Annotated in this window: 1 protein-coding gene (only partly in view); it reads right to left on the reverse strand. The window is 47.6% G+C overall.

What is annotated here, in order from left to right; all coding sequences use genetic code 11:
* A protein-coding gene (locus tag AC3B6G_RS06445; protein ID WP_489849589.1) for a hypothetical protein crosses the window boundary here: on the reverse strand, positions 1 to 23,886 show its 3' portion. Its footprint extends 14,487 nt past the window's final position; the window shows 23,886 of its 38,373 coding nt (coding positions 14,488-38,373); its start codon lies beyond the right edge, outside the window; it ends in the stop codon at positions 1 to 3.

The following is a 23,886-nucleotide window of genomic DNA, read 5'->3' on the forward strand; positions in this document are numbered from 1 at the left end:
CTAAGGAAGCATTAGCATCAACTGAGCCTGCAATTGCGGAAGTTGCAGATGCAGTGGAGTTAGCATCACTAGCAGCGGAACTAGTATTGCTTGCACCGGACTTCCGGCACTAGCAGCACTGGATGCAGCGGAGTTAGCGGAACTAGCATCACTAGCAGCAGAACTGGCAGTTGAGTTATCAGATGAAGCTCTGGATGCAGCACTGGATGCCTTACTTGCAGCACTGGATGCAGCAGATGAAGCACTAGATGCAGCGGAGCTATCAGCAGATGCCTTACTTGCAGCACTAGATGCCTTAGATGCATCAGAACTAGCAGCGGAACTGTTACCACTTTGAGCAGCGGAACTAGCAGCACTGGAAGCACTGGATGCTTCACTAGCAGCAGAACTTGCATCACTAGCAGCGGAACTAGCCTTGCTTGCAGCGGAACTGGCTTCACTAGATGCGGAACTTGCTTCGCTAGAAGCGGAACTTGCATCACTAGCAGCAGAACTGGCCTTGCTTGCAGCACTGGATGCCTTAGAAGCAGCAGAACTAGCAGCGGAGTTACCAGAAGCACCAGAAGCAGTTGATGAAGCTTGACTAGCAGCAGAGCTGGCCTTGCTTGCAGCACTGGATGCAGCACTGGAATCAGAACTAGCAGCGGAACTTGCGGAACTAGCATCAGAACTAGCAGAACTTGCACCAGAAGCAGCAGATGAAGCACCAGAGTTAGCGGAGCTTGCGGATGAAGCAGCGCTTGATGCATCAGATGCATGACTAGCAGCACCACTAGCAATGGATGCCTTCGTTACATCAGCCTTAGCTTGGCTATCAAGAGCGGAAGCCTTAGCTTGATCAGCGATCGCAGCACTAGCAGCAGCCTTAGCACTGGCAGTCATACTGTCAGCATCGGACTTAGCAGATGCAGCAGCACTGATGACTGCGTGAGCAGCATTAGCATAACTAGTAGCGGCATTAGCAAATGAGGTAGCAGCGGAAGTGTTACCAGCACTAGCAGCGGAGTCAGCTTGACTAGCAACGAAGCTGGCCATGTTGGCAGCGGAACTAGCAACTGTTGCAGCACTAGCAGTTGCACTAGCATCGTTCTTAGCAGCAGCAGCGGCGGAACTAGCAATTGCGTTTTGACTATCAGCATCACTCTTAACGCTGTTCATAGCACTTTGAGCACTGTTCAAGTCAGCAGCAGCACTAGCAATTGCGGAGTTGCTTGGGTTACCAGAAACGAAGCTGGCCATGTTAGCACTTTGAGCATTAACATCGTTGGAGTAACTAGTTACGGCATTGTCAGCACTAGATGCTTCGGAAGCATAACTTTGAGCAGCAGAAGCATCAGCTTGAGCAGCGGAGTTGAATGCAGAAGCACTAGCAGAATCACTGGCAGCAGAACTGGCAGCACTATTAGCGGAACTAGCAGCACTACTATTAGCACCAGAAGCAGCCTTAGAAGCAGCATTGGAAGCAGAGTTCAAGGAAGCAGAAGCAACCTTGGCAGTGTTTTCATCAGCAACCGCTTGACTAGCAGCGGAAACAGCGATCTTAGTTAAGCTAGATGTTGCGGTAGTTGCACTAGCAGCAACCGTAGCATTTTGACTAGCGATAGATGCGTAAGATTCGATTTGGGCAGTTTGAGCAGTAGCACTAGCAAGGTTACCGTTGTTGTAGTTAGCAGCAGCTTGACTAGCTATAAAGTTAGCCATGTTGTTGGCACTTTGAGCAGCGGAGTTAGCAGCACTGATCACAGCAACTTGTGAGTTAACGGCACTATCAGCACTGATGGCGATACTCTTTTGATCTTGAGCATCACTATTAGCACTATTGATGATGGCCATTTGACTGTTAGCATCAGAAGCGGTACTTGCAAGACTAGCATTGGAAGGATCAACCGTAACTAAGCTATTGATCTTAGCAGCAGTATTACTACCAGCACTCGTGTCAGCACTAACAACGGAAGCAGCAGAGATGGCAACTGAAGTTGCACTATCAGCGACACTCTTATTAGCACTAGCAAGGTTAACATCGTTAGAGGTTGCACTAGCAGCGGAACTAGCAGCACTGGATGCTGAATTAGCAGAACTAGCACCACTCTTACCACCGTTAGCAGCGGAACTGGCAGCACTTGAAGCACTAGCAGTTACACTAGCTTGAAGTGCGATGGTTTGAACATCCTTAGCAGCTTGAGCAGCAGCGGAACTAGCAATATCAGTTTGTGATTGAATTGCAGTGGAGTTAGCAACCATGGAGGCAGCGTTAACACTAGCAACGATCACAGCTGACTTAGCTGCAGCAGCGTAACTAGAAGCAGATGTGACATCCCCTGCTAAGTAAGCAGAGTTTGCAGATGCATCATTAGCACTAACGGCATCAGAAGCACTTGAAACGGCAGCACTTAAGGCAGCAGTTGAAGCGTTGATGCTGTTAGCAAGACTAGCAGCGTTAGTTGCGATAGCAGATTGACTATTAGCATCACTATCAGCAGATGTGATAGCAGCAATAGCAGAACTAGCAGCAGCAGCGTAACTAGCTAATGAAGCATTAGCGGAGTTTGCAGATGCAAGTGAAGCAACACTGTCGTTAGCCTTTTCAGCAGAAGCAGTATCACTATTTGCAACTACGGCGTAAGATCTAGCTTCACTAGCGTAACTATTAGCAGCAGATGCATTAGCATTAGCACCAGATGCAGCACTGTTAGTAACTGTTTCAGCGGAGTTAGCAGATGAAGCATTGCTAGAAGCAGCGGAACTGTTACCACTAGCTTGACTAGCAGCACTAGAAGCGTTGGAAGCATCGGATTTAACATCGATAGACAAACTACCAGCAGCCTTTTCATCGGCAACGGCTTGAGATGCAGCCGACTTAGCAGTTGAAGTTGCAGCGTCAGCGACACTCAATTGAACAGTGGCATCACTTTCGTAGCCCTTCAATGCATTAGCTGAAGCAGTAGCTTGACCAGCATAGATATCACCATTAGCGGTGTTACCAGCATTGTAGTAGCTTACGGCAACGCTAGCTAAGCTATTGATATTGATAACGGCATTAGAAGTATTGGCATTATCATTATCAGCCTTGTTAGCAGCAGCGGAAGCAACACTAGCAGCACTAGCAGCAATTGATGATTGACTTTGTGCATCAGCATTGTAACTGGCAACGGCTGAAGCAGCAGAACTAGCAGCAGAGTTGGCACTGTTTACTAGGCTGTTTTGCGTATTAGCAGCGGCGAAGCTAGAAGCAATCGCAGCTTCACTAACCGCAGCACTGTTATAACCAGAAGTTACACTAGCAGCGGAACTAGCGATCACAGCATAGCTTTGGGCGGCAGTAGCATCAGCATCGACCTTACCGGCAGTTACTGAAGTTGCACTGGCAGTTGAAGCAGCAGATCCTGGAATATTGCTTGCAGAATTAGCACCAGACTTACCAGAGCTAGCAGCACTTGAAGCATCACTAGCAGCAGAACTGGCAGCACTTGCGGCACTGGAAGCAGTTGAGCTATCAGCGGAAGCCTTGGATGCAGCGCTCTTAGCCTTGCTTGCAGCACTTGAAGCATCACTAGCAGCACTAGATGCAGCGGAACTAGCAGAAGCAGCCTTGGATGCATCACTAGCAGCCTTGCTTGCAGCGGAACTAGCGGCAGAACTGTTACCACTTTGAGCAGCAGAACTAGCATCGCTAGCAGCCTTCGAAGCATCACTGGCAGCGGAACTAGCATCACTAGCAGCGGAACTAGCAGCCTTGCTTGCGGAACTAGCGGCACTGGATGCGGAACTAGCATCACTAGCAGCTGAGCTAGCATCGCTAGCAGCGGAACTAGCTTGACTAGCAGCACTGGATGCCTTAGATGCATCACTGGCAGCGGAACTGTTACCAGAAGCATCAGAAGCAGCCTTGCTTGCAGCACTGGCAGCACTGGATGCATTTGAAGCATTGCTAGAAGCACCACTGGCATCACTACCAGCCTTGCTTGCAGCAGAACTAGCATCAGAACTATCAGAACCGGCATTAGAAGAGTTAGAACCAGCAGCGGAACTACCATTAGCGGAGTTCGAAGCTTGACTGGCAGCACTGGATGCCTTAGATGCATCACTATCGGCACCACTAGCAGCATTAGCGGAGTTAACAGCAACACTGATATCAGTATCTAATGACTTAGCAGCAGCTTGATCAGCAATTGCCTTACTTGCAGCAACTGAAGCATTGTCAGTTGCACTCTTAGCAGTTGCAGCAGCAGAACTAGCATCACTGATAACATTGATAGCTTGACTAGCAGCACTTTCAGCTTGTGAAGTTAATGCAGCAGCATCGGAATTGTGATGTGCATTGATAGCAGCAGCAGCTTGACTTGCATAAGTGTTAGCCATATTAGCAGCAGAACTTGCAACTTGACTGTCCACATTAGCTTGACTAGCAGCAGATTGAGCAACTAAAGCGTTGGCACTAGCAGTACTGTTTTGAACATCAGCATCATTCTTAACACTGGTCATTGCAGAAGTATCACTATTCAATCTAGCAGCGGCACTGGAAATAGCAGCGTTACTTGGGTTGTTAGAAACAATGGCGTCCATAGCCTTACTTTGTTGATCAGCATCAGCAGAGTAACTGTTTACAGCACTATCAGCACTAGATGCTTCGCTAGCATATTTAACAGCGTTAGCAGCATCAGCATTAGCAGCACTTGCGTAGCTGTTAACTTGTGCAGAAGCACTTTGACCAGCCGCACTAGCAGAACTTGCAGCACTGGAACCACCCTTAGCAGCAGAACTGTTAGCAGATGATGCGGAACTTGCAGCACTACTCATAGCAGCAGAAGCAACATTCGCAGTATTTTCATCATCCTTAGCCTTGCTTGCAGCGATACTACCAACAGAAGTTAAGCTTGTTGTAGCATCAGCAGCAATCTTGGCAGCGGAAGCATTAGCAACCGCAACAGATGCAGCACTAGAAGCTTGTGAAGTAAAGTTATCACCAGTTGTGGTTTGACCAGCATTGTAAGCACTAGCAGCTTCACTAGCATATTGGTTAGCAAAGGTATTAGCATTTTGAGCAACACTATTAGCAGAACTTACGATGGCAACTTGAGAATCAACGGCGCTATCAGCACTAGCAGCAATACTCTTTTGAGTTTGCGCATCACTATTAGCACTATTGATAACGATCATTGCACTGGATGCAACTACAGCAGCGGAACTAATATCGGCATTGCTTGGGTTGTCGCTCATGTAACTGTTGATGATAGCAGCTTCACTACTATTAATAATTGCATTGGAACTTACAACGGAAGCAGCGGAACTTGCAACGGCAGCATAACTTGAAGCAGCAATTTGGTTACCACTAGCAAGACTTACATCAGAAGTAGTTGCACTAGCAGCGGAACCAGCAGCACTAGATGCGGAACTTGCGGACTTGGAGCCCTTAGAGCCATTCGATGCAGCAGAACTAGCAGCACTTGAAGCACTTGAAGTTACGCTAGCATTGATGGATACAGTTTGAGCATCTTCAGAAGCCTTAGTAGCAGCATTGGAAGCAACCGTAGTGTAACTTTGAATTGCACTGGAGTTGTTCTTCATTACTGTAGCAATGGATTCAGCAGCAGCAACTTGGCTAACAGCAACTGATGAGTAAACATCACCATTAGCAGAATTACCAGCGTTGTATGCGGAGTTAGCTTGACTATCAGCAGTAGCTACAGCAACTGAAGCAGCTGAAATGGCAGCAACTAAGGAAGTATCACCAGAAGCAAGACTTTCAGCAGCACTAGCAGCCTTAGTAGCAATACCAGATTGAACATTAGCATCACTATCAGCAGCAGTTAATGAAGCCATCGCAGAACTAGCAATTGCAGCATAGCTTGCTAAGGAACTATTAGCAGGGTTTTGACTTACTAAGCTCGTCAAACTACTGTATTGACCATTGGCAATTGCAGTATTGCTATTAGCGATCACAGCGTATGATACAGCTTCAGAAGCATAACCAGATGCTAAGGCAGCATTGTTAGCATCAGCAGCAGCAATACTATTAGCAATTGATGAAGCAGAAGTTGCAGCAGAACTGTTGTTACCGGAGTTGTTAGAAGCGGAACTAGCAGCACTGGATGCCTTACTTGCTCCACTAGCAGCAGATGAAGCAGCGGATTCATAAGCAGCAGCAGAACTTTCATCAGCAATTGCTTGAGCAGCAGCCTTAGAAGCAACTACAGTTGCAGCACTAGCAGCACTAGATTGAACAGTTGCATCAGTTTCGTACTTAGCCATTGAAGTAACCGCAGAACTAGCTAAGCTAGTAAAGGTACTTCCACCATTGTTATCACCATTGGAGAATGCCGTGTTGGCTTGACTGATAAAGCCATTAACAACACTAGCACCGGAAGCGGCATTGGCGTTATCTTGATCAGCACTTGAAGCAGCAGCACTAGCAACTTGGTAAGCACTAGCAGCAATGCTTGCTTGGTTAGCAGCATCAGCATTCAAACTACTGATTGCAGCAGCAGCGGAACTGGCAGCAGCATTATCACTATTGATGACACTGTTTTGTGGATATGCAGAAGCAATTGCGGAAGTAACTGCAGCTTGACTAGTAGCATCAGCATTGTAACTAGCCACCTTAACAGCAGCACTGGATGCTTGACTAGCGTACTTGCTTGCGTCCTTAGCACTGGCATCGGCACCAGAAGCAGCGATGCTAGTTGCAGCAGAAATACTATTAGCAGAACTAGAAGCACTGGAGTTACCAGAAGCACCGGAACTTGCCGCACTAGATGCACTAGATGCAGCAGAGTTAGCGGAACTAGCATCACTAGATGCAGAACTAGCAGTTGAGTTAGCACTGGATGCCTTCGAAGCAGCAGATGAAGCATCACTGTTGGCACTCTTAGCATCACTAGCAGCAGATGAAGCATCAGCACTAGCGGACTTAGCGTCACTAGCAGCGGAACTTGCGATCGAAGCGTCCTTAGAAGCAGTTGAACTATCACCACTTTGAGCAGCAGAACTAGCATTAGATGCCGCACTAGATGCGATGCTATTAGCAGAAGCAGCCTTGCTTGCATCAGAAGCAGCCTTACTGTTATCACTAGCAGCCTTAGATGCAGCTGAACTTGCTTGACTAGCAGCACTGGATGCATCAGAAGCAGCAGAACTGGCAGTTGAAGCAGCAGAACTGGCAGCACTAGCAGCAGAACTCATCGTACTGTTACCAGGATGAGCAGAAGCAGCAGAAGCAGCCTTGCTTGCATCACTTGCAGCACTCTTAGCATCGCTAGAAGCACTGGATGCATCACTAGCAGCGGAACTAGCAGTTGATGAAGCTTGGCTAGCAGCTGAACTAGTATCAGCAGAATCACTATCAGTACCAGAGTTAGCACTAGATGCTTCACTAGCAGCACTGGATGCGTTAGAAGCATCACTATCAGCAGCACTAGCAGCGTTAGCGGACTTAATAGCATCATTGATCGAACCATTCAATGCCTTAGCAGCACTGTCATCACTTTGAGCTTGAGCAGCAGCCTTTGATGCTACAATCGTAGCAGATGAAGCACTATCAGCTTGGCTAGCAGCATCACTAATGATAGCTTCAGTAGCACTAGCAGCACTGGCAGCTTGTGAATTGAATGTAGCAGCAGCGTTGTTGTTGTGATCATTATTGATAGCTGAAACAGCTTGACTAGCAAAGATACTTGCCATAGCGGCATTTGAACTAGCAGCAAAGCTGTCCTTAGTAGCTTGACTGGCAGCAGTTGAAGCTACACTAGCAGCAGAACTGGCAATTGTCTTTTGACTGTCAGCGTCGCTAGTAAGACTAGCAATTGAAGCACTGTCACTAGCAATTGCTTTAGAAGCACTATTGATTACGGCATTACTTGCGTTACTGGAGTTAGCACTTTGAATGGAGTTAATAGTTGAAGTTGCTGAATTTGCATTAGCAGAGTAACTATTAACATCACTATCAGCACTGGATGCAACACTAGCATAACTTTCAGCGTTTTGAGCATCAGCATTAGCAGCACTAGCAAATCCAGAAATAGTAGCAGAAGCACTAGATGCAGCAGAACTGGCGGAACTAGCGGACTTAGAACCACCACTATTAGCAGAACTATTAGCACTAGATGCGGCACTAGATGCAGCGTTCATGGAAAGTGCAGCAGCATTAGCAGCACTTTCATCAGAAACCGCCTTGCTTGCAGCAATACTACCATCACTAGTTAAGCTATCAGCATTAGAAGCAGTACTCTTAGCAAGATCAGCATTGGATACAGCAACTGATGCAGCACTGACAGCTTGAGAAGTAAATCCATCAGCAACACTGTTTTGACCAGCATTGTAGTAGGAAGCAGCTTGACTAGCGAATTGGTTAGCTAATGAATTAGCAAATGAAGCAGCTTGGTTAGCAGAACTTACAACTGCAACATCACTATCAACCCCTGCCTTAGCACTGGATGCGGTAGCATTTTGAAGTTGTGCATCGGTGTTAGCACTGTTGATGACACTCATTGCACTCGATGCAACCGAAGCGGCACTTCTGATGACAGTATCACTTGGGTTAGCATTGAATTCACTGTTGATTTGAGCAGCAACACTACTATTAGTAGTAACATCACCACTAACAACAGCAGCAGCACTGGATGCAATTGATGCATACTTAGTAGCATCAGCATCATCAGCATTAACCTTAGTTACAACAGATGCAATTGCACTGGATGCAGAATTAGCAGCACTGGATGCAGAACTAGCGGACTTAGAACCACCGGAAGCACTCGATGCAGCAGAGCTGGCACCACTGGCAGCACTCGATGCAGCACTGGCACTGATGTTAATCGTGTTAACATCAGCAGATGCCTTGGCAGCAGCATCACTAGCAATATTAGTGTAACTTTGAATTGCACTAGAGTTAGCAGTTAAGGAAGCAACCGCACTCTTAGCAGCATCGACATCAGAGACAGCAGCCGTTGAGTATTGACTAGCAGCACTTAAGTTTCCAGCTAAGTAAGCGGAGTTAGCATTACTATCAGCTACATTAACGGCATTTGATGCACTATTAACAGCAGATACTAATGCGGAATCAGTAACATTAACTGATTGAGCAGCACTGGCAGCATTACTTGCGATACTCTTTTGATCTTGAGCATCACTATTAGCAGCAGTTAAACTAGCCATTGCGGAACTAGCAACATTGTAGTAACTGTTCAAGACAGCGTTATTCTTGTTTTCGTTTTGGTTAACTAAGTTAGTCAAACTAGTAAATTGAGTTTGAGCACTATTAGTATCACTATTAGCAATACTTGCATACTTAGCAGCATCACCAGCATAAGAAACAGCTAAACTAGCATTCGTATTAGCAGCAGCAGCAATACTATAAGCAATAGCACTTGCGGAATTAGCAGCACTACTGTTGGAACTGGAACCACTAGCAGCGGAACTTGCTCCACTAGCAGCACTGGATGCAGAACTAGCATCAGAAGCAGCACTTTGAGCATAAGCAGAAGCTGAACTTTCATCGGCAATTGCCTTAGCAGCAGCGTTAGAGGCAACGATCGTAGCAGATGAAGCAGCATCAGATTGAGCAACTGCATCATTTTGATACTTGATCATATCCTTGGCAGTAGCACTGGCTTGACTAGCAAAGATACTACCATTAGTAATACTACCGGCACTAAATGCACTATTTGCAGCAGCTACATAACTATTAACAGTTGATGCACTGGCACTTGCATTAGCATTATCACGATCTGCACTATTTGCAGCGGCACTAGCTACCTTGTAAGCACTAGTTGCGATTGATGCTTGGCTAGTAGCATCAGTATTCAAACTAGCAACCGCAGAAGCAGCATCGCTAGCAGCCTTATTAGCACTTTGAACTAAGCTGTTCGTAGCGTTAGCAGAGGCAAAACCAGAAGCAACCGCAGCTTGACTATTGGCATCACTAAGGTAACCAGAAGTCTTAGCAGCCGCACTATTAGCTTCACTAGCATATTGACTAGCAGCATTAGCATTAGCATCGGCACCACTAGCAATTACGCTAGTTGCGTTGGCAATACTGGAAGCAGAACCAGAAGCACTAGAGTTACCAGAAGCAGCGGAACTTGCTGCACTGGATGCACTGGATGCAGCACTATTAGCAGACTTAGCGTCATTATCAGCAGAACTAGCAATGGAGTTATCATTGTCAGCCCGACTAGCAGCACTCTTAGCAGCAGAAGCAGCAGAACTGGCATCGTTAGCAGCACTCTTAGCAGCAGAACTGGCAGCAGAAGCACTGTTGGCAGCATTAGAAGCCGTACTTTCAGCAGCACTAGCAGCGGAACTGTCACCACTTTGGGCAGCCTTAGATGCAGCGTTAGCAGCGGAACTAGCCGTAGATGCAGCCTTGCTTGCAGCACTGTTGGCACTATTAGCAGCACTGTTAGCACTGTTAGCCGCACTAGATGCACTATTAGCAGCACTAGATGCGATCGAAGCATCACTAGCAGCGGAACTAGCAGTTGAGGCAGCCTTGCTTGCAGCACTTGCAGCACTCTTAGCAGCTGGGTTATCACCAGCATTAGAAGCAGTTGAGGCAGCAGCACTTGCAGCGGAACCAGCATCACTGGCATCACTACCAGCACCAGCAGCAGCAGAACTGGCATCACTAGATGCACTATTAGCAGCAGAGCTATCATCATTAGCACTGGATGCATTTGAAGTAGCACCGGATTCACCAGAAGCATCACTAGCAGCAGAACTAGCTTCACTAGCAGCCTTCGATGCGGAACTATCAGCAGCACTGGCAGCACTAGCAGCACTCATGGCCCCATTGATCGTATTCATTTCATCAGAAGCAGCACTTTCATCAGAAACGGCTTGTTTAGCAGCACTTTGAGCAGTTGAAGTAGCAGTAGCAACAGAAGCAGTGTATTGACTAGCAGAACCGATAGCATTCGTAACATCACTAGCGTAACTAGCAGCCATACTGTTCCAAGTAGTAGCTTGAGCAGATGAACCAGCAGTTACAGCGGAAGCAGCTTGACTAGCATAGAGACTAGCCATGGCTTCGTTGGACTTAGCGGCAACGTTGATGCTATCAACAATTACACCAGCAGAACTAGCAACACTGTAAGCAGAACTGGCAGCACTCTTTTGTGCTTGAGCATCAGAATTGTAATTTGAAACAGCAGCACTAGCAGAACTGAATACCTTCGCATCACTGGCAATAGCGGAGTTACCGGAGTTAGCAGCAATGTAACCACTCATAACCGCACTATCTTGATCAGCAACGGCTTTGTCACTAGCAACAACACTAGCGGCACTAGCAGCAGTACTATTAGCAATACTTGCAGCATTTACATCAGCATCAGCAGTACTTGCGAAACTGAAGATTTGCTTGCTACCAGAAGCAGCAGCAGAACTAGCAGAACTTGCGGAACTAGCTGCACTACTATTAGCTGAACTATTAGCACTTGAAGCATCACTAGCAGCACTGTTCATCTTACTAAATGCTAAACTAGCAGTATTTTCATCATCGATTGCCTTGCTTGCAGCAACACTGGCAACACCAGTTAAGCTAGTCGTATTAGCAGCAGCACTAGATGCAACTACAGCATCATCACTGGCAACCGCAGCAGCGGATTCAGCAATTGCAGTGTAGCTAGATGCAGCAGTGTAACTACCACCAGCAAGGGCAACAGAAGCATTCATAGAGTTAGAAGCAATAACACTGATAGCACTTGCAACTGCAGAACTTTGTGCAGCAATCACACTAACTTGACTAACGACCGCACTGTAAGCACTGGATGCTGTGTTGTTTTGAATTTGAGCATCACTATTAGCACTATTGATAGCACTCATGGCACTAGTTGCAGTTTCGTGAGCACTCTTAAGAACAGAATCAGTCGTGTTGTTGTTGTAGTAACTATTGATCTCGTTAGCAACGTTCGAAGCACTTGAAGTCGTGTTACTTACAACTGTAGCAGCAGAACTGGCTTCTGCAGAGTACTTAGCAGCATTAGATGCATTAGCACTAGCAACGTTACCATCGATAACGATCGCACTAGCAGCAGAACTAGCAGCACTAGAAGCTGAGCTGTTACCACTAGCAGCACTAGAACCACCTGAAGCAGCAGAACTAGCAGCACTGGATGCACTAGAAGTAATACTTGCGTTCAAGCTGATGGTTTGAACATCATTGGAAGCTTGACTAGCAGCAGTACTTGCGATGTTAGTGTAACTTTGAATTGCACTGGAGTTAGCAACCAATTGGTTAGCAGTTGATTGAGCAGCTGAAACAGCATCACTAGCGGCTTTAGCATAGCTATCACCATCAGCAGTACTTCCAGCTAAGTAAGCGGAGTTAGCATTACTATCAGCAACACTTACGGCATCAACATAACTACTATTAGCAGCAACTAAAGCAGCATCAGTAGAATTGATACTTTGAGCTGAGCTATTAGCGCTAGTAGCAATACCAGATTGAACATTAGCATCACTATCAGCAGCATTAACAGAACTCATTGCTGCACTTGCAATCTTAGCGTAGCTAGCTAATGAAGTATTAACAGCATTTTGACTAGCTAAAGCACTAACACTGTTGTAAGCAGTTTGAGCACTAGCAGTATCACTATTAGCGATCTTAGCGTAGGAAACAGCAGCACTAGCATATTGACTTGCTAACTTAGCATTAGTTGAAGCACCAGTAGATGCACTGTTAGCAATACTCTTAGCACTGGAAGCATTACTACTATTAGAACTTGAACCACTAGCGGCCGAACTGGCTTGACTAGCAGCACTTGAAGCATTTGAAGCATCGGAGGTAGCACTCTTAGCGTAATCAGAAGCAGATTGTTCATCAGCCTTAGCCTTAGCAGCAGCACTATCAGCAATTACTCGAGCAGAACTAGCAGCGATCGAAGCATTCGATGCATCAGTTTGGTAATGAGCCATGGATGCAGCAGCAGAAGTTGCTTGACTAGCAAATTGAGTTCCACCAGCAGTATCTCCGGCAGCAAAGGCACTATTAGCTTGACTGATCAAGTTATTAACGTTAGATACCCCGGTTGTGGTATTGGTATTAGCTTGGTCGGCACTCTTAGCAGCAGCACTAGCAACTTGGTAAGCACTTGTAGCGATACTTGCTTGGTTAGAAGCATCAGCATTGTAACTAGCAACTAATGAAGCGGCAGAACTGGCAGCTTGGTTAGCACTATTAACGATACTGTTCTTAGCATTAGCAGAAGCAATGCTTGAAGCAACAGCAGCTTCACTCGTAGCAGTACTGTTGTAACCAGAAGTTACGACAGCAGCGGAGTTAGCTTCACTGGCATCGACGCTGGCTTTAGAAGCATCGGCATCAGCACCAGAAGCATAACTTCCTGTTGCACTGGCAATACTATTAGCAGAAGCAGAAGCACTGGAGTTACCAGAAGCACCGGAACTAGCAGCATTGGAAGCACTAGAAGCAGCGGAGTTAGCGGAACTAGCAGCACTATTAGCGGAACTAGCGATCGAGCTATCGTTGTCAGCACGGGAAGCAGCACTCTTAGCATCGGAAGCAGCAGAACTGGCAATACTTGCAGCCTTGCTTGCAGCCGAACTGTCAGCAGAAGCACTAGCAGCAGCACTGGATGCTTTACTTTCAGCGGAACTAGCAGCGGAACTGTCCCCACTTTGTGCAGCTTTACTTGCATCACTAGCAGCACTAGATGCAGCAGAAGCAGCAGAACTAGCAGCACTGGATGCATTAGATGCATCACTAGCAGCGGAACTAGCAGTACTATTAGCAGAACTGGCGGCACTCGATGCAATACTTGCGTCACTAGCAGCAGAACTGGCAGTTGAAGCGGCCTTACTTGCATCACTAGCAGCACTCTTAGCAGCTGGGTTATTGGAAGCAGCAGAAGCAGTTGAGGAAGCTTCACTAGCAGCCTTGGATGCATCACTAGCATTGCTACCTGCCTTAGAAGCAGCAGAACTAGCATCATTAGAAGCACTGGATGCAGCAGATGCATCAGAACTAGCACTAGCAGAATTAGAACCAGCACCAGATTTACCAGAAGCATCACTAGCAGCAGAACTGGCTTCACTAGCAGCCTTCGATGCGGAACTATCAGCAGCACTGGCAGCGTTAGCTGAATTCATGGCATTACTGATAACACCCATTTCAGCATTGGCACTGTTCTCATCAGCAACGGCCTTATCAGCAGCACTCTTAGCACTAGCAGTAGCAGTTGCAACGGATGATGTATAAGCACTAGCAGTACTTTCAGCATTTACAACAGCAGCAGCATAACTAGCAGCACTACTGTTCAAGGCATTGATTTGATCATCTGATTGACCATTAACAGCAGCAGTACTTGCTTGGTTAGCATAGATGCTTGCCATTGTAGCATTGGACTTAGCAACCGTGTTGATACTATCAACGATGGCAGCATTGGAACTAGCAACCACGTAAGCGGAACTAGCAGCACTCTTTTGAGCTTGGGCATCAGTATTGTAACCGGATACGGCAGTACTTGCGGAGTTGAAGGAGTTCAATGCACTACTCATTGCAGAGTTACCACTGTTTTGCGTAGCAATACTATTGATGACCGCACTATCGGAAGTTGCAGTTGAACTATCAGCAGCAACGACACTAGCAGCACTGGATGCAATACTTGCATCAACGCTAGCGGAGTTAGCATCGGCATCAGCAGTACTTGCTAAGCTAATGATGATGGCACTACCATTGGAAGCAGCGGAACTGGCAGAACTAGCGGAACTTGAGCCGGAGTTAGCACCAGATGCAGCACTAGAAGCAGCTGAGTTAGCAGAACTTGCAGCGTTGGATGCTGAACTTGCAGCAGAACTATCATTCGAAGCTCTAGATGCAGCAGATGAAGCATCACTGTTATCACTTTGAGCCGCACTAGCAGCGTTAGAAGCAATGGCACTAGCGCTCTTAGCAGCACTGGCTGCAGAACTAGCAATGATCGATTGAGCAGATGCAGTTGAACTGTCACCACTTTGAGCAGCAGCACTGGCTGCGGATGCAGCATTGGATGCAGCAGAGTTATCGGAGTTAGCATCAGAAGTTGCACTAGATGCAATTCCACTTTCACTAGCAGCTCTGGAAGCAGCGGATGCAGCACTGGTAGCAGCACTGGATGCATCACTAGCAGCGGAACTAGCAGCATTAGCAGCAGACTTAGCAGCACTAGCAGCAGAATTCATCGCACTGTTCTTAGGATTTGCAGAAGCAGCACTGGCAGCCTTAGATGCATCAGCAGATGCACTGTTAGCAGAGTTATCAGCACTGGATGCATCACTAGCAGCGGAACTAGCTTCACTAGCAGCACTAGTAGCAGCAGAACCAGCAGCCTTAGATGAATCATCAGCACCAGAAGTAGCACTAGATGCGATACTTGCATCATTAGAAGCACCGGATGCATAACTATCAGCGGCACTAGCATTTTGGGCAGATGTAACAGCAGCACTGATCGTCTTATCTAAGTCAGCAGCCTTACTTTGGTCAGCTTCAGCGGAACTAGCAGCAGTTGATGCAGTGTCCGTAGCAGTCTTAGCAGCGGCAGCAGCAGAACTAGCATCACTGATGACCCCTTCAGCATCACTAGCGTAACTAGCAGCTGTAGAGTTGAACTTAGCAGCATCAGTATTGTTGTGAGCAGCATTAGCAGATGATGCTTGACTAGCAAAGACGCTGGCCATATTAGCATTGGAACTAGCAGCTTGACTATCTTTGTCAGCTTGACTTGCAGCTGATTCAGCAGTCTTAGCAGCGGAACTAGCAATTGCGTTTTGATTATCAGCATCACTCTTCAAACCACTGATTGCGGAACTAGCACTAGCGACTGTTGAAGCAGCGGACTTGATCGTCGCATTGCTTGCATTACTGGAGTTAGCACTAATGATCGCTGCAACAGAAGCACTCTTAGCAGTAGCATCACTAGCATAACTAGTTACGGCACTATCGGCACTGGATGCATTGATAGAGTATTGTTCAGCATTAGCTGCATCAGCATTGGCAGCACTAGCGTAACTATTAACGATGGAGTTAGCGCTAGATGCAGCAGAACTAGCGGAACTAGCAGAACTATTAGCCCCACTATTAGCAGAACTATTAGCACTGGATGCATCACTAGCCGCACTGTTCATGGAAGCAGCAGCAATACTTGCGTGGTTTTCATCATCGACCGCCTTGCTTGCAGCAGTACTTGCCGTGTTGGTGTAACTAGCAGCAGCAACTACAGCATCAGAAGCAATGTTAGCGTTGGAAACAGCGATCGAAGCATAACTTTCGGTCAATGAAGTAAAGTTGTCAGCTAGGGAAATACTTCCAGTATTGTAAGCACTCGCAGCTTGGATAGCATAAACATTAGCTTGGGTATTAGCACTTTGAGCAACAGTGTTAGCGGAACTTACAACGGCAACTTCACTATTTACAGCGGAGTCAGCATCAGAAGCGGTTTGCTTTTGAACTTGCGCATCAGTATTAGCACTGTTGATGACGATCATGGCACTAGATGCAACAGCAGAAGCACTCTTGATCGTGGAATTAGTAGTATTAGCACTGTAGAAGCTGTTGATCTCATTAGCAGTTTGACTGTTAAGGACGGCATTAGAACTTACTACTGAAGCAGCAGAACTAGCAACTGCAGCATAACTATCAGCAGCTGACTTATCAGCACTAACTGAAGTTACATCATTAGAAGTTGCGCTAGCAGCGGAACTAGCCGCACTAGATGCAGAACTAGCAGCCTTAGATCCCTTAGAACCATTATCAGAAGCAGAACTAGCCGCACTCGAAGCACTGGAAGTTACGCTAGCATTGAAGGATACGGTTTGAACATCAGCAGATGCTTGTGCAGCAGCCTTACTTGCAATGTTAGTGTAGCTTTGGATGGCAGTGGAGTTAGCTTCAATTTGTTGAACGTATGAACTAGCAGAAGCAACTTGAGAAGTAGCATCCTTAGCGTAGCTATCACCTTGAGCGGTACTACCAGCTAAGTAAGCGGAATTAGCTAAGCTGTCGTAATTATCTACAGCACTGGATGCGGCAACTACACTAGCGTTCAATGCGGAGTTAGCGGAATTGATCGTTTGAGCGGAACTGTTAGCACTAACCGCGATACTAGATTGAACGTTAGCATCACTATCAGCAGCACTAACGGCAGCCATAGCAGAACTGGCAAGCGTAGCATAACTAGCTAAGGAAGTGTTAGATGCGTTTTGACTAGCTAAAGCACTAACGCTGTTGTATGCCTTTTGAGCATCGGCAGTATCTGTATTAGCAGTCTTAGCGTATGAAACAGCTTCACTAGCATATTGACTAGCTAAGTTAGCATTCGTTTGAGCCCCAGTTGATGCAGAGTTAGCAGCACTCTTAGCAGAGTTAGCAGAACTACTATTGGCACTGGAACCACTATTAGCGGAACTAGCTTGACTAGCAGCACTCGAAGCATTCGAGGCATCACTAGCAGCGGAACTAGCAAAGGCAGAAGCAGAACTTTCATCAGCGATGGCCTTTGCAGCAGCACTATCAGCAATTACCCGAGCCGAACTAGCGGCGATCGAAGCGTTCGAGGCATCAGTTTCGTATTGCGCCATGCTGGCAGCAGACGTATTAGCTTGGTTAGCGTAGATACTTCCACCAGCAACATCACCGGCAGCATAAGCACTATTAGCTTGACTGATCAAGTTGTTAACGTTTGAATCAGCCGTCGAAGCATTCGTGTTAGCTTGGTCGGCACTTCTAGCAGCGGAACTAGCAACTTGGTAAGCACTAGTTGCGATGCTTGCTTGAACGATCGCATCTGAATTAAAGGCTGATACTTGAGCCGCAGCAGAACTAGCCGCACTATTAGCACTAGCGACCACACTGTTCTTAGCATTGGCACTAGCAAAACTAGAAGCAACGGCAGCTTCACTCGTAGCAGCACTGTTGTAACCAGAAGTTACGGCCGCAGCAGAGTTAGCTTCACTGGCATCAGTACTTGCTTTGGCAGCATCACTATCAGCACCAGAAGCATAAGTAGCGGTCTTATCAGCAATACTCTTAGCACTGGCAGAAGCACTGGAGTTACCAGAAGTACCGGAACTAGCAGCCGAACTAGCACTGGATGCGGAACTGGCCGCACTGGAAGCCGTACTATTAGCGGAACTAGCGGTACTGTTATCGCTAGAAGCCCGACTAGCAGCCGAACTGGCCGCACTGGATTGGTTCTTAGCGTCATTAGCAGCACTGGAAGCAGCATTAGAGTTGATGATGGCATTGGATGCGGCACTAGATGCGATACTTGCATCGGTCGAAGCTTTCGCACTGTCACCCTTTTGAGCAGCAGAACTAGCATCAGAAGCAGCACTGGATGCTAAGGAATTATCGGAACTAGTAGCACTAGCAGCAGAACTGGCAATTGCATTGTCACTTTCGGCGGCACTAGCAGCGGAACTAGCATCCTTGCTTGCGGAGTCAGCATCAGAAGCAGCTGAACTGGCAACGGAAGCGGCACTCTTGGCAGTCGAAGCAGCGGAACTGTAAGCACTGTTCCCAGATGCGATACTTGCAGCTTCACTAGCAGCGTTAGAAGCAGAACTTGCTTGAGCATGGGCAGAACTAGCATCGGAACCAGCAGCATCAGAAGCCTTCTTAGCATCGGAAGTAATGGAACTTACCGTTGCGGAATCCTTCTTAGTACCGGCATCAGCACTAGAAGCAATGCTTGCATCACTAGATGCATTAGAAGCATAACTATCAGCACCACTAGCAGTCGAAGCAGCACTCATCGCAGCAGCGATCGAATCGTTCAAAGCACTAGCTTGAGCTTCGTCACTCAAAGCAACGGAAGAAGCATCTTCAGCAGCCTTCGTAGCAGTAGCGGCATTGGAAGCGTAACTACTTACCGTCGCCACGGAGCTAACGACTTGATCAGCGTAGCTCGTAGCTAAGCTATTGAACTTGGTGATATCGGAAAGATTACCAGCTTGAACGGCTTCACTAGCTTGCGCAGCATAAACACTGGCCATGTTCGCATTGGAAACGGCACTCGCATTAACACTATCAGCAAGACTAGCAGCAGTACTTGCCACACTGTAATCGGAAGCAGCAGAACTGTTAGCAGCATCGGCGTTCTTGGCAACCGAGCTCAAAGCAGCACTGGCACTTTGGAAGTTGGAGTTAGCAGTACTTACAGCGGAGTTACTAGAGTTATTGGCAACATAGCCACTCATGATGGCACTGTCTTGATCAGCAGTGTTGGAGTAACTGTGAACGACACTGGTTGCAGAACTAGCAACACTAGCAGCTTGGCTAGCGACCTTAGCATTAGCATCGGCCCCACTAGCTAAGCTAATGGTGGCAGCACTTCCGGATGATGCAGCAGAACTGGCGGAACTAGCAGAACTGGAACCACCACTAGTGGCACTACTTTGAGCCGCACTATTAGCAGATGATGCAGTGGAGGCAGCGGAACTAGCAGTACTGTTATCATTTGAAGCAGCACTCTTAGCACTGTCAGCATCAGAAGCGGCACTCTTAGCAGCACTGGCAGCGGAACTAGCCTTGTTGCTATCACTGGATGCAGCACTAGCAGCGGAACTAGCAGCAGATTCAGCAGAGGAAGCAGCCGAACTGTTACCACTTTGCGCAGCCGAACTGGCAGCAGAAGCGGCACTAGATGCGATCGAAGCTTGAGAACTGGCATCGGAGTTAGCGGAACTAGCATCGGAGTTCGCAGAACTGGCAATGGAGTTAGCGGAACTAGCGATACTTGATTGCTTAGAAGCATCGGAAGCAGCGGAACTAGCAATTGAAGCCGCACTCGATGCCGTAGAAGCATCAGAGGCGATCGAACTGTTAGTTGGGTTAGCAGAAGCGGCACTCTTAGCAGCACTAGCTGCGGAACTGGCATCGGAAGCATGGGAACCAGCTTGACTAGCAGCAGAGCTAGTTGCACTAGAATCACCACTAGTATCAGCGGAAGCTGAACTAGTTGCAGCGGAAGCACTGGAAGTACCGTTAGAACCAGCGGCACTCGATGCATTGCTTGCTTCACTCGATGCTTTCTTAGCACTACTATCAGCAGCACTAGCATCTGCAGCGGAACTAGCTTGAGCACTGATGACAGCTAAGACGCTGTTAGCAGCACTTTCATCGGTGATGGCTTGGGTAGCTGCACTTTGAGCAGCCTTAGTTTGCTTGTCGATATCATTAGCAGAATTTTGGGCACTACTGAACAAGGTGTTGGCACTGGCAGCAACCGCAGCATTGGAACTTTCGTCCTTCGCAACGGCACTGGCGTCACCAGCAGCAGCGTCATTTGAAATTTGCGTAGCAAGCGAGTTAGCAGAAGCGACGTAACTCTTTGCAGTGGCGTCAGCACTAGTTAAACCATTGTAATCAACAACGGCATTACTGTATGCAGCACTGGCAGCTTGGTTTTGGTTAGAAGCATCGTTGTTCAAGCTGTTAAGAACGACGTTAGCACTTGAGATCGCAGCAGATGCACTCGTAATAACGGGGTTAGTAGCATTTGATGAGTTCGTGTTATCGTTCATGATGCTATTAACAGTCGTAGCGTAACTGGATCCCTTTGCGGAATCAGCATTAACAACAGTTGCAGCAGAACTTGCTGCGATACTTGCAGCTTTGGCAGCATCTACATCGCCACTAGCAGAAGTTGCTAAGGAAGCAATGCTGGAACTGATACTGTTGATAGCCGAACTGGCGGAACTACCACCACTGGCATTACTTGCATTGGAAGCAGCTTTGATGGCGATATCAGCCATGGAACTAGCGACGTTTCGATCACTGATGGCCTTCGAAGCAGCAACAGAAGCACTCGTAGTGACACTAACGGCAACGGAAGCCGCACTCGTAGCACTAGTTTCATAAGCACTCATACCAGCGATCAATGCACTAGCTTGAGAAGCAAAGGTACTACCAGTACTATTGTCACCCTTGCTGAAGGCACTATTAGCTTGCGAGATCAAAGAGTTAGCTTGACTAGCAGTGTAACTAGCATTGGCATTGTTACTATTAGCAACACTAGCAGCACTAGATACCGTAGCGGAGTAACTCAAAGCAGCGGAAGATTCAACGATGGCATCGGATAAGGCTGCACTAGCGGTATTAGATGCGGATCTAGCCACACTGTTCTGACCACTGACCACGGAGTTAGTTGGGTTAGCATTCGCAATACTTGCAGCAAGCGAAGCATTGTTGCTTACTGTGGTGTTGAAGCCACTAGTTGCGTTCGCAGCGGAAACCGCTTCACTAGCGTACTTGGATGCGTCAGAGTTAGCAGCATTGGCAGATGATGCTTGAGCACTCGTAGCATCAGACATACTATTAGCGGAACTGGATGCTCCACTATTAGCCCCACTTTGGGCGTTACTGTTGGCACTGGATGCCGTGGAAGCAGCGGAACTGGCGGTACTTGCCGCACTGGATGCAGCGGCACTAGCAGAACTAGCATCGTTAGCCGCCTTGGATCCATCTGTAGCAGCTGATGAAGCCGCACTGGAATCAGCCTTAGCCTTGGAATCGGCAGATGAAGCAGATTGTTCAGCCGATGAAGCTGCGGAGCTATCACCATTTGAGGCCGCAGAACTAGCAATACTGTGAGCGATGCTGGCTTGACTAGCAGCAGAACTAGCATCAGAAGCCGCACTGGATGCAATACTGTTATCGGAAGCAGCCCGACTAGCGGCACTGGAGGCCTTCGAAGCATCAGATTGAGCATCAGAAGCAGCGGAACTAGCAATACTGGAAGCACTCTTAGCAGTCGAAGCAGCGGAACTGATGGCACTGTTACTTGGGTTAGCAGAGGCAGCACTGGCAGCCGCACTAGCGGCACTGGATGCGATACTAGATGCAGAGTTTGCACTTTGGGCACTGTTAGAAGCAGCGGAAGCATCTGAACTAGCTTGACTAGCAGCGGAACTAGCTTCAGAAGAACTACTACCGGCACCATTGGAACCAGTAGCGGCACTGGAAGCTTCACTGGCTTCACTAGCAGCCTTAGAAGCAGAACTATCAGCGGCACTAGCAGCTTGAGCACTAGTCAAAGCAGCGTCAACGGAAGCCTTGGCAGCATCGGCAGCAGCTTGATCACTAGCAGCCCGGACCGAAGCACTGGATGCGGAACTGGCAGCAGATTGGGCAATCGAAGCTTGTGATTGAGCGTTCGTAGCATCTTGAGCAGCAGCATTACTTGCATCAGTAACAGAATTACTAAATGCGTCTCCAGAGGATTGGTTACCAGCGGAGTAGTAACTATTAGCAGTCGAAGCAGCACTAGATGCGATCGAAGCTTTGCTACTTGCATCAGCAGCATAACTATCAGCACTCTTAGCAGCAGTACTTGCGGCACTATTAGCACTAGCAGCGTCACTAGATGCGATCGCAGCGTCACTGGAGGCACTGGATACAACGGCACTCGCAGAGTTAGCCGTACTTACCGCATTGCTGATAACGGGGTTACCAGAGTTAACGGCTGCACTTGCGATACTTGCGATCTCACTAGAAGTGGAACTAACGTTAGTGGAATCAGCGATGACTTGTGCATCAGCGGAACTAGTTGCGCTAGCGGAATTGGATGCTTCTACAGAATACTTATCAGCATCAGTAGCAGCAGCAGAAGCTTCGTTCGCAGCATTACTTGCATTCGCAGCGGCATGGGAAGTATTAGATGCACTCCCACTTCCGGCACTGGCAGCATTCGAAGCCGTATTGGCTGCAGAACTGGCCGTATTAGCAGCGGAACTAGCGGTACTACTATCGTTAGCAGCCGCATTACTTGCCGCACTAGCGGAGTTCTCTTGACTTTGGGCGTCAGAAGCCGCACTAGCGGCCGCACTCGATGCACTGGATGCAATGATCGAATCCGCACTCGCAATCGCTTCAGCCGATGAAGCAGCGGAACTATTTCCTTGACTAGCAACAGAACTAGCCACACTAGCAGCCGAACTAGCATCCTTAGCAGCAGAACTGGCTAAGGAAGCCGCACTACTTGCGACAGTATTATCAGAAGCAGCCCGACTGGCAGCAGATGAGGCAATGATACTTTGTGATTGCGCATCGGAAGCAGCGGAACTTGCTTGACTAGCGGCACTCTTAGCAACTGACGTTGCTGAACTGACCGTGGAGTTCTTTGGATTTGCAGAAGCGATCGCAGCCGCAGAGTTAGCGTCGCTTTCCGCAGCACTGGCATTCGTAGAAGCACTTTGGGCGTTCTTAGAAGTACCTTGAGCATCATTAGAAGCAATGGTAGCAGCCGAACTAGCTACGGATGAACTAATTGCAGCCCCAGAAGCAGACGCACTAGCTCCACTAGCTTCAGTAGCTGCCTTTTGAGCACTACTATCAGCGGCACTAGCAGATTGGGCACTAGCAACTTCATTGCTGATCGTAGCTAAGATACTGTTAGCGGAACTTTCATCATTGATAGCTTGACTAGCTGCACTTTGAGCAACCTTAGTTTGACTGTCGACCCCATTAGCGTAACCTTGGGCACTACTGAACAAGGTGTTGGCACTGGAAGCAGTTTGCGAATCTAATTTTTCATCATTTGATACTGCAATGGCATTTCCAGCGGCAGCGTCATTAGAGATTTGCGTAGCAAGCGAGTTAGCAGATACAACATAACTAGAAGCAACACTTTGGGCACTCGTCAAACTATTGTAATTAGTTTGCGCACCGGAATAAGCCCCACTGGCAATGGAACTTTGTTTGGTAGCATCAGCGCTTAAACTATTGAGTGCACTATTAGCATTGGAGATCGCTGCTGAAGCACTAGCGATCACTGAGTTCGAACGGTTCATAGAATTAGTAGGACTCAAATCGGTCATCTTAGCGACCGTTTCAGCATAACTAGCACCTTGACTTGAATCCGCACTGACAACCGCAGAAGCACTTGCTGCTTGGGAATT

The organism is Nicoliella sp. ESL1149, assembly GCF_058107265.1.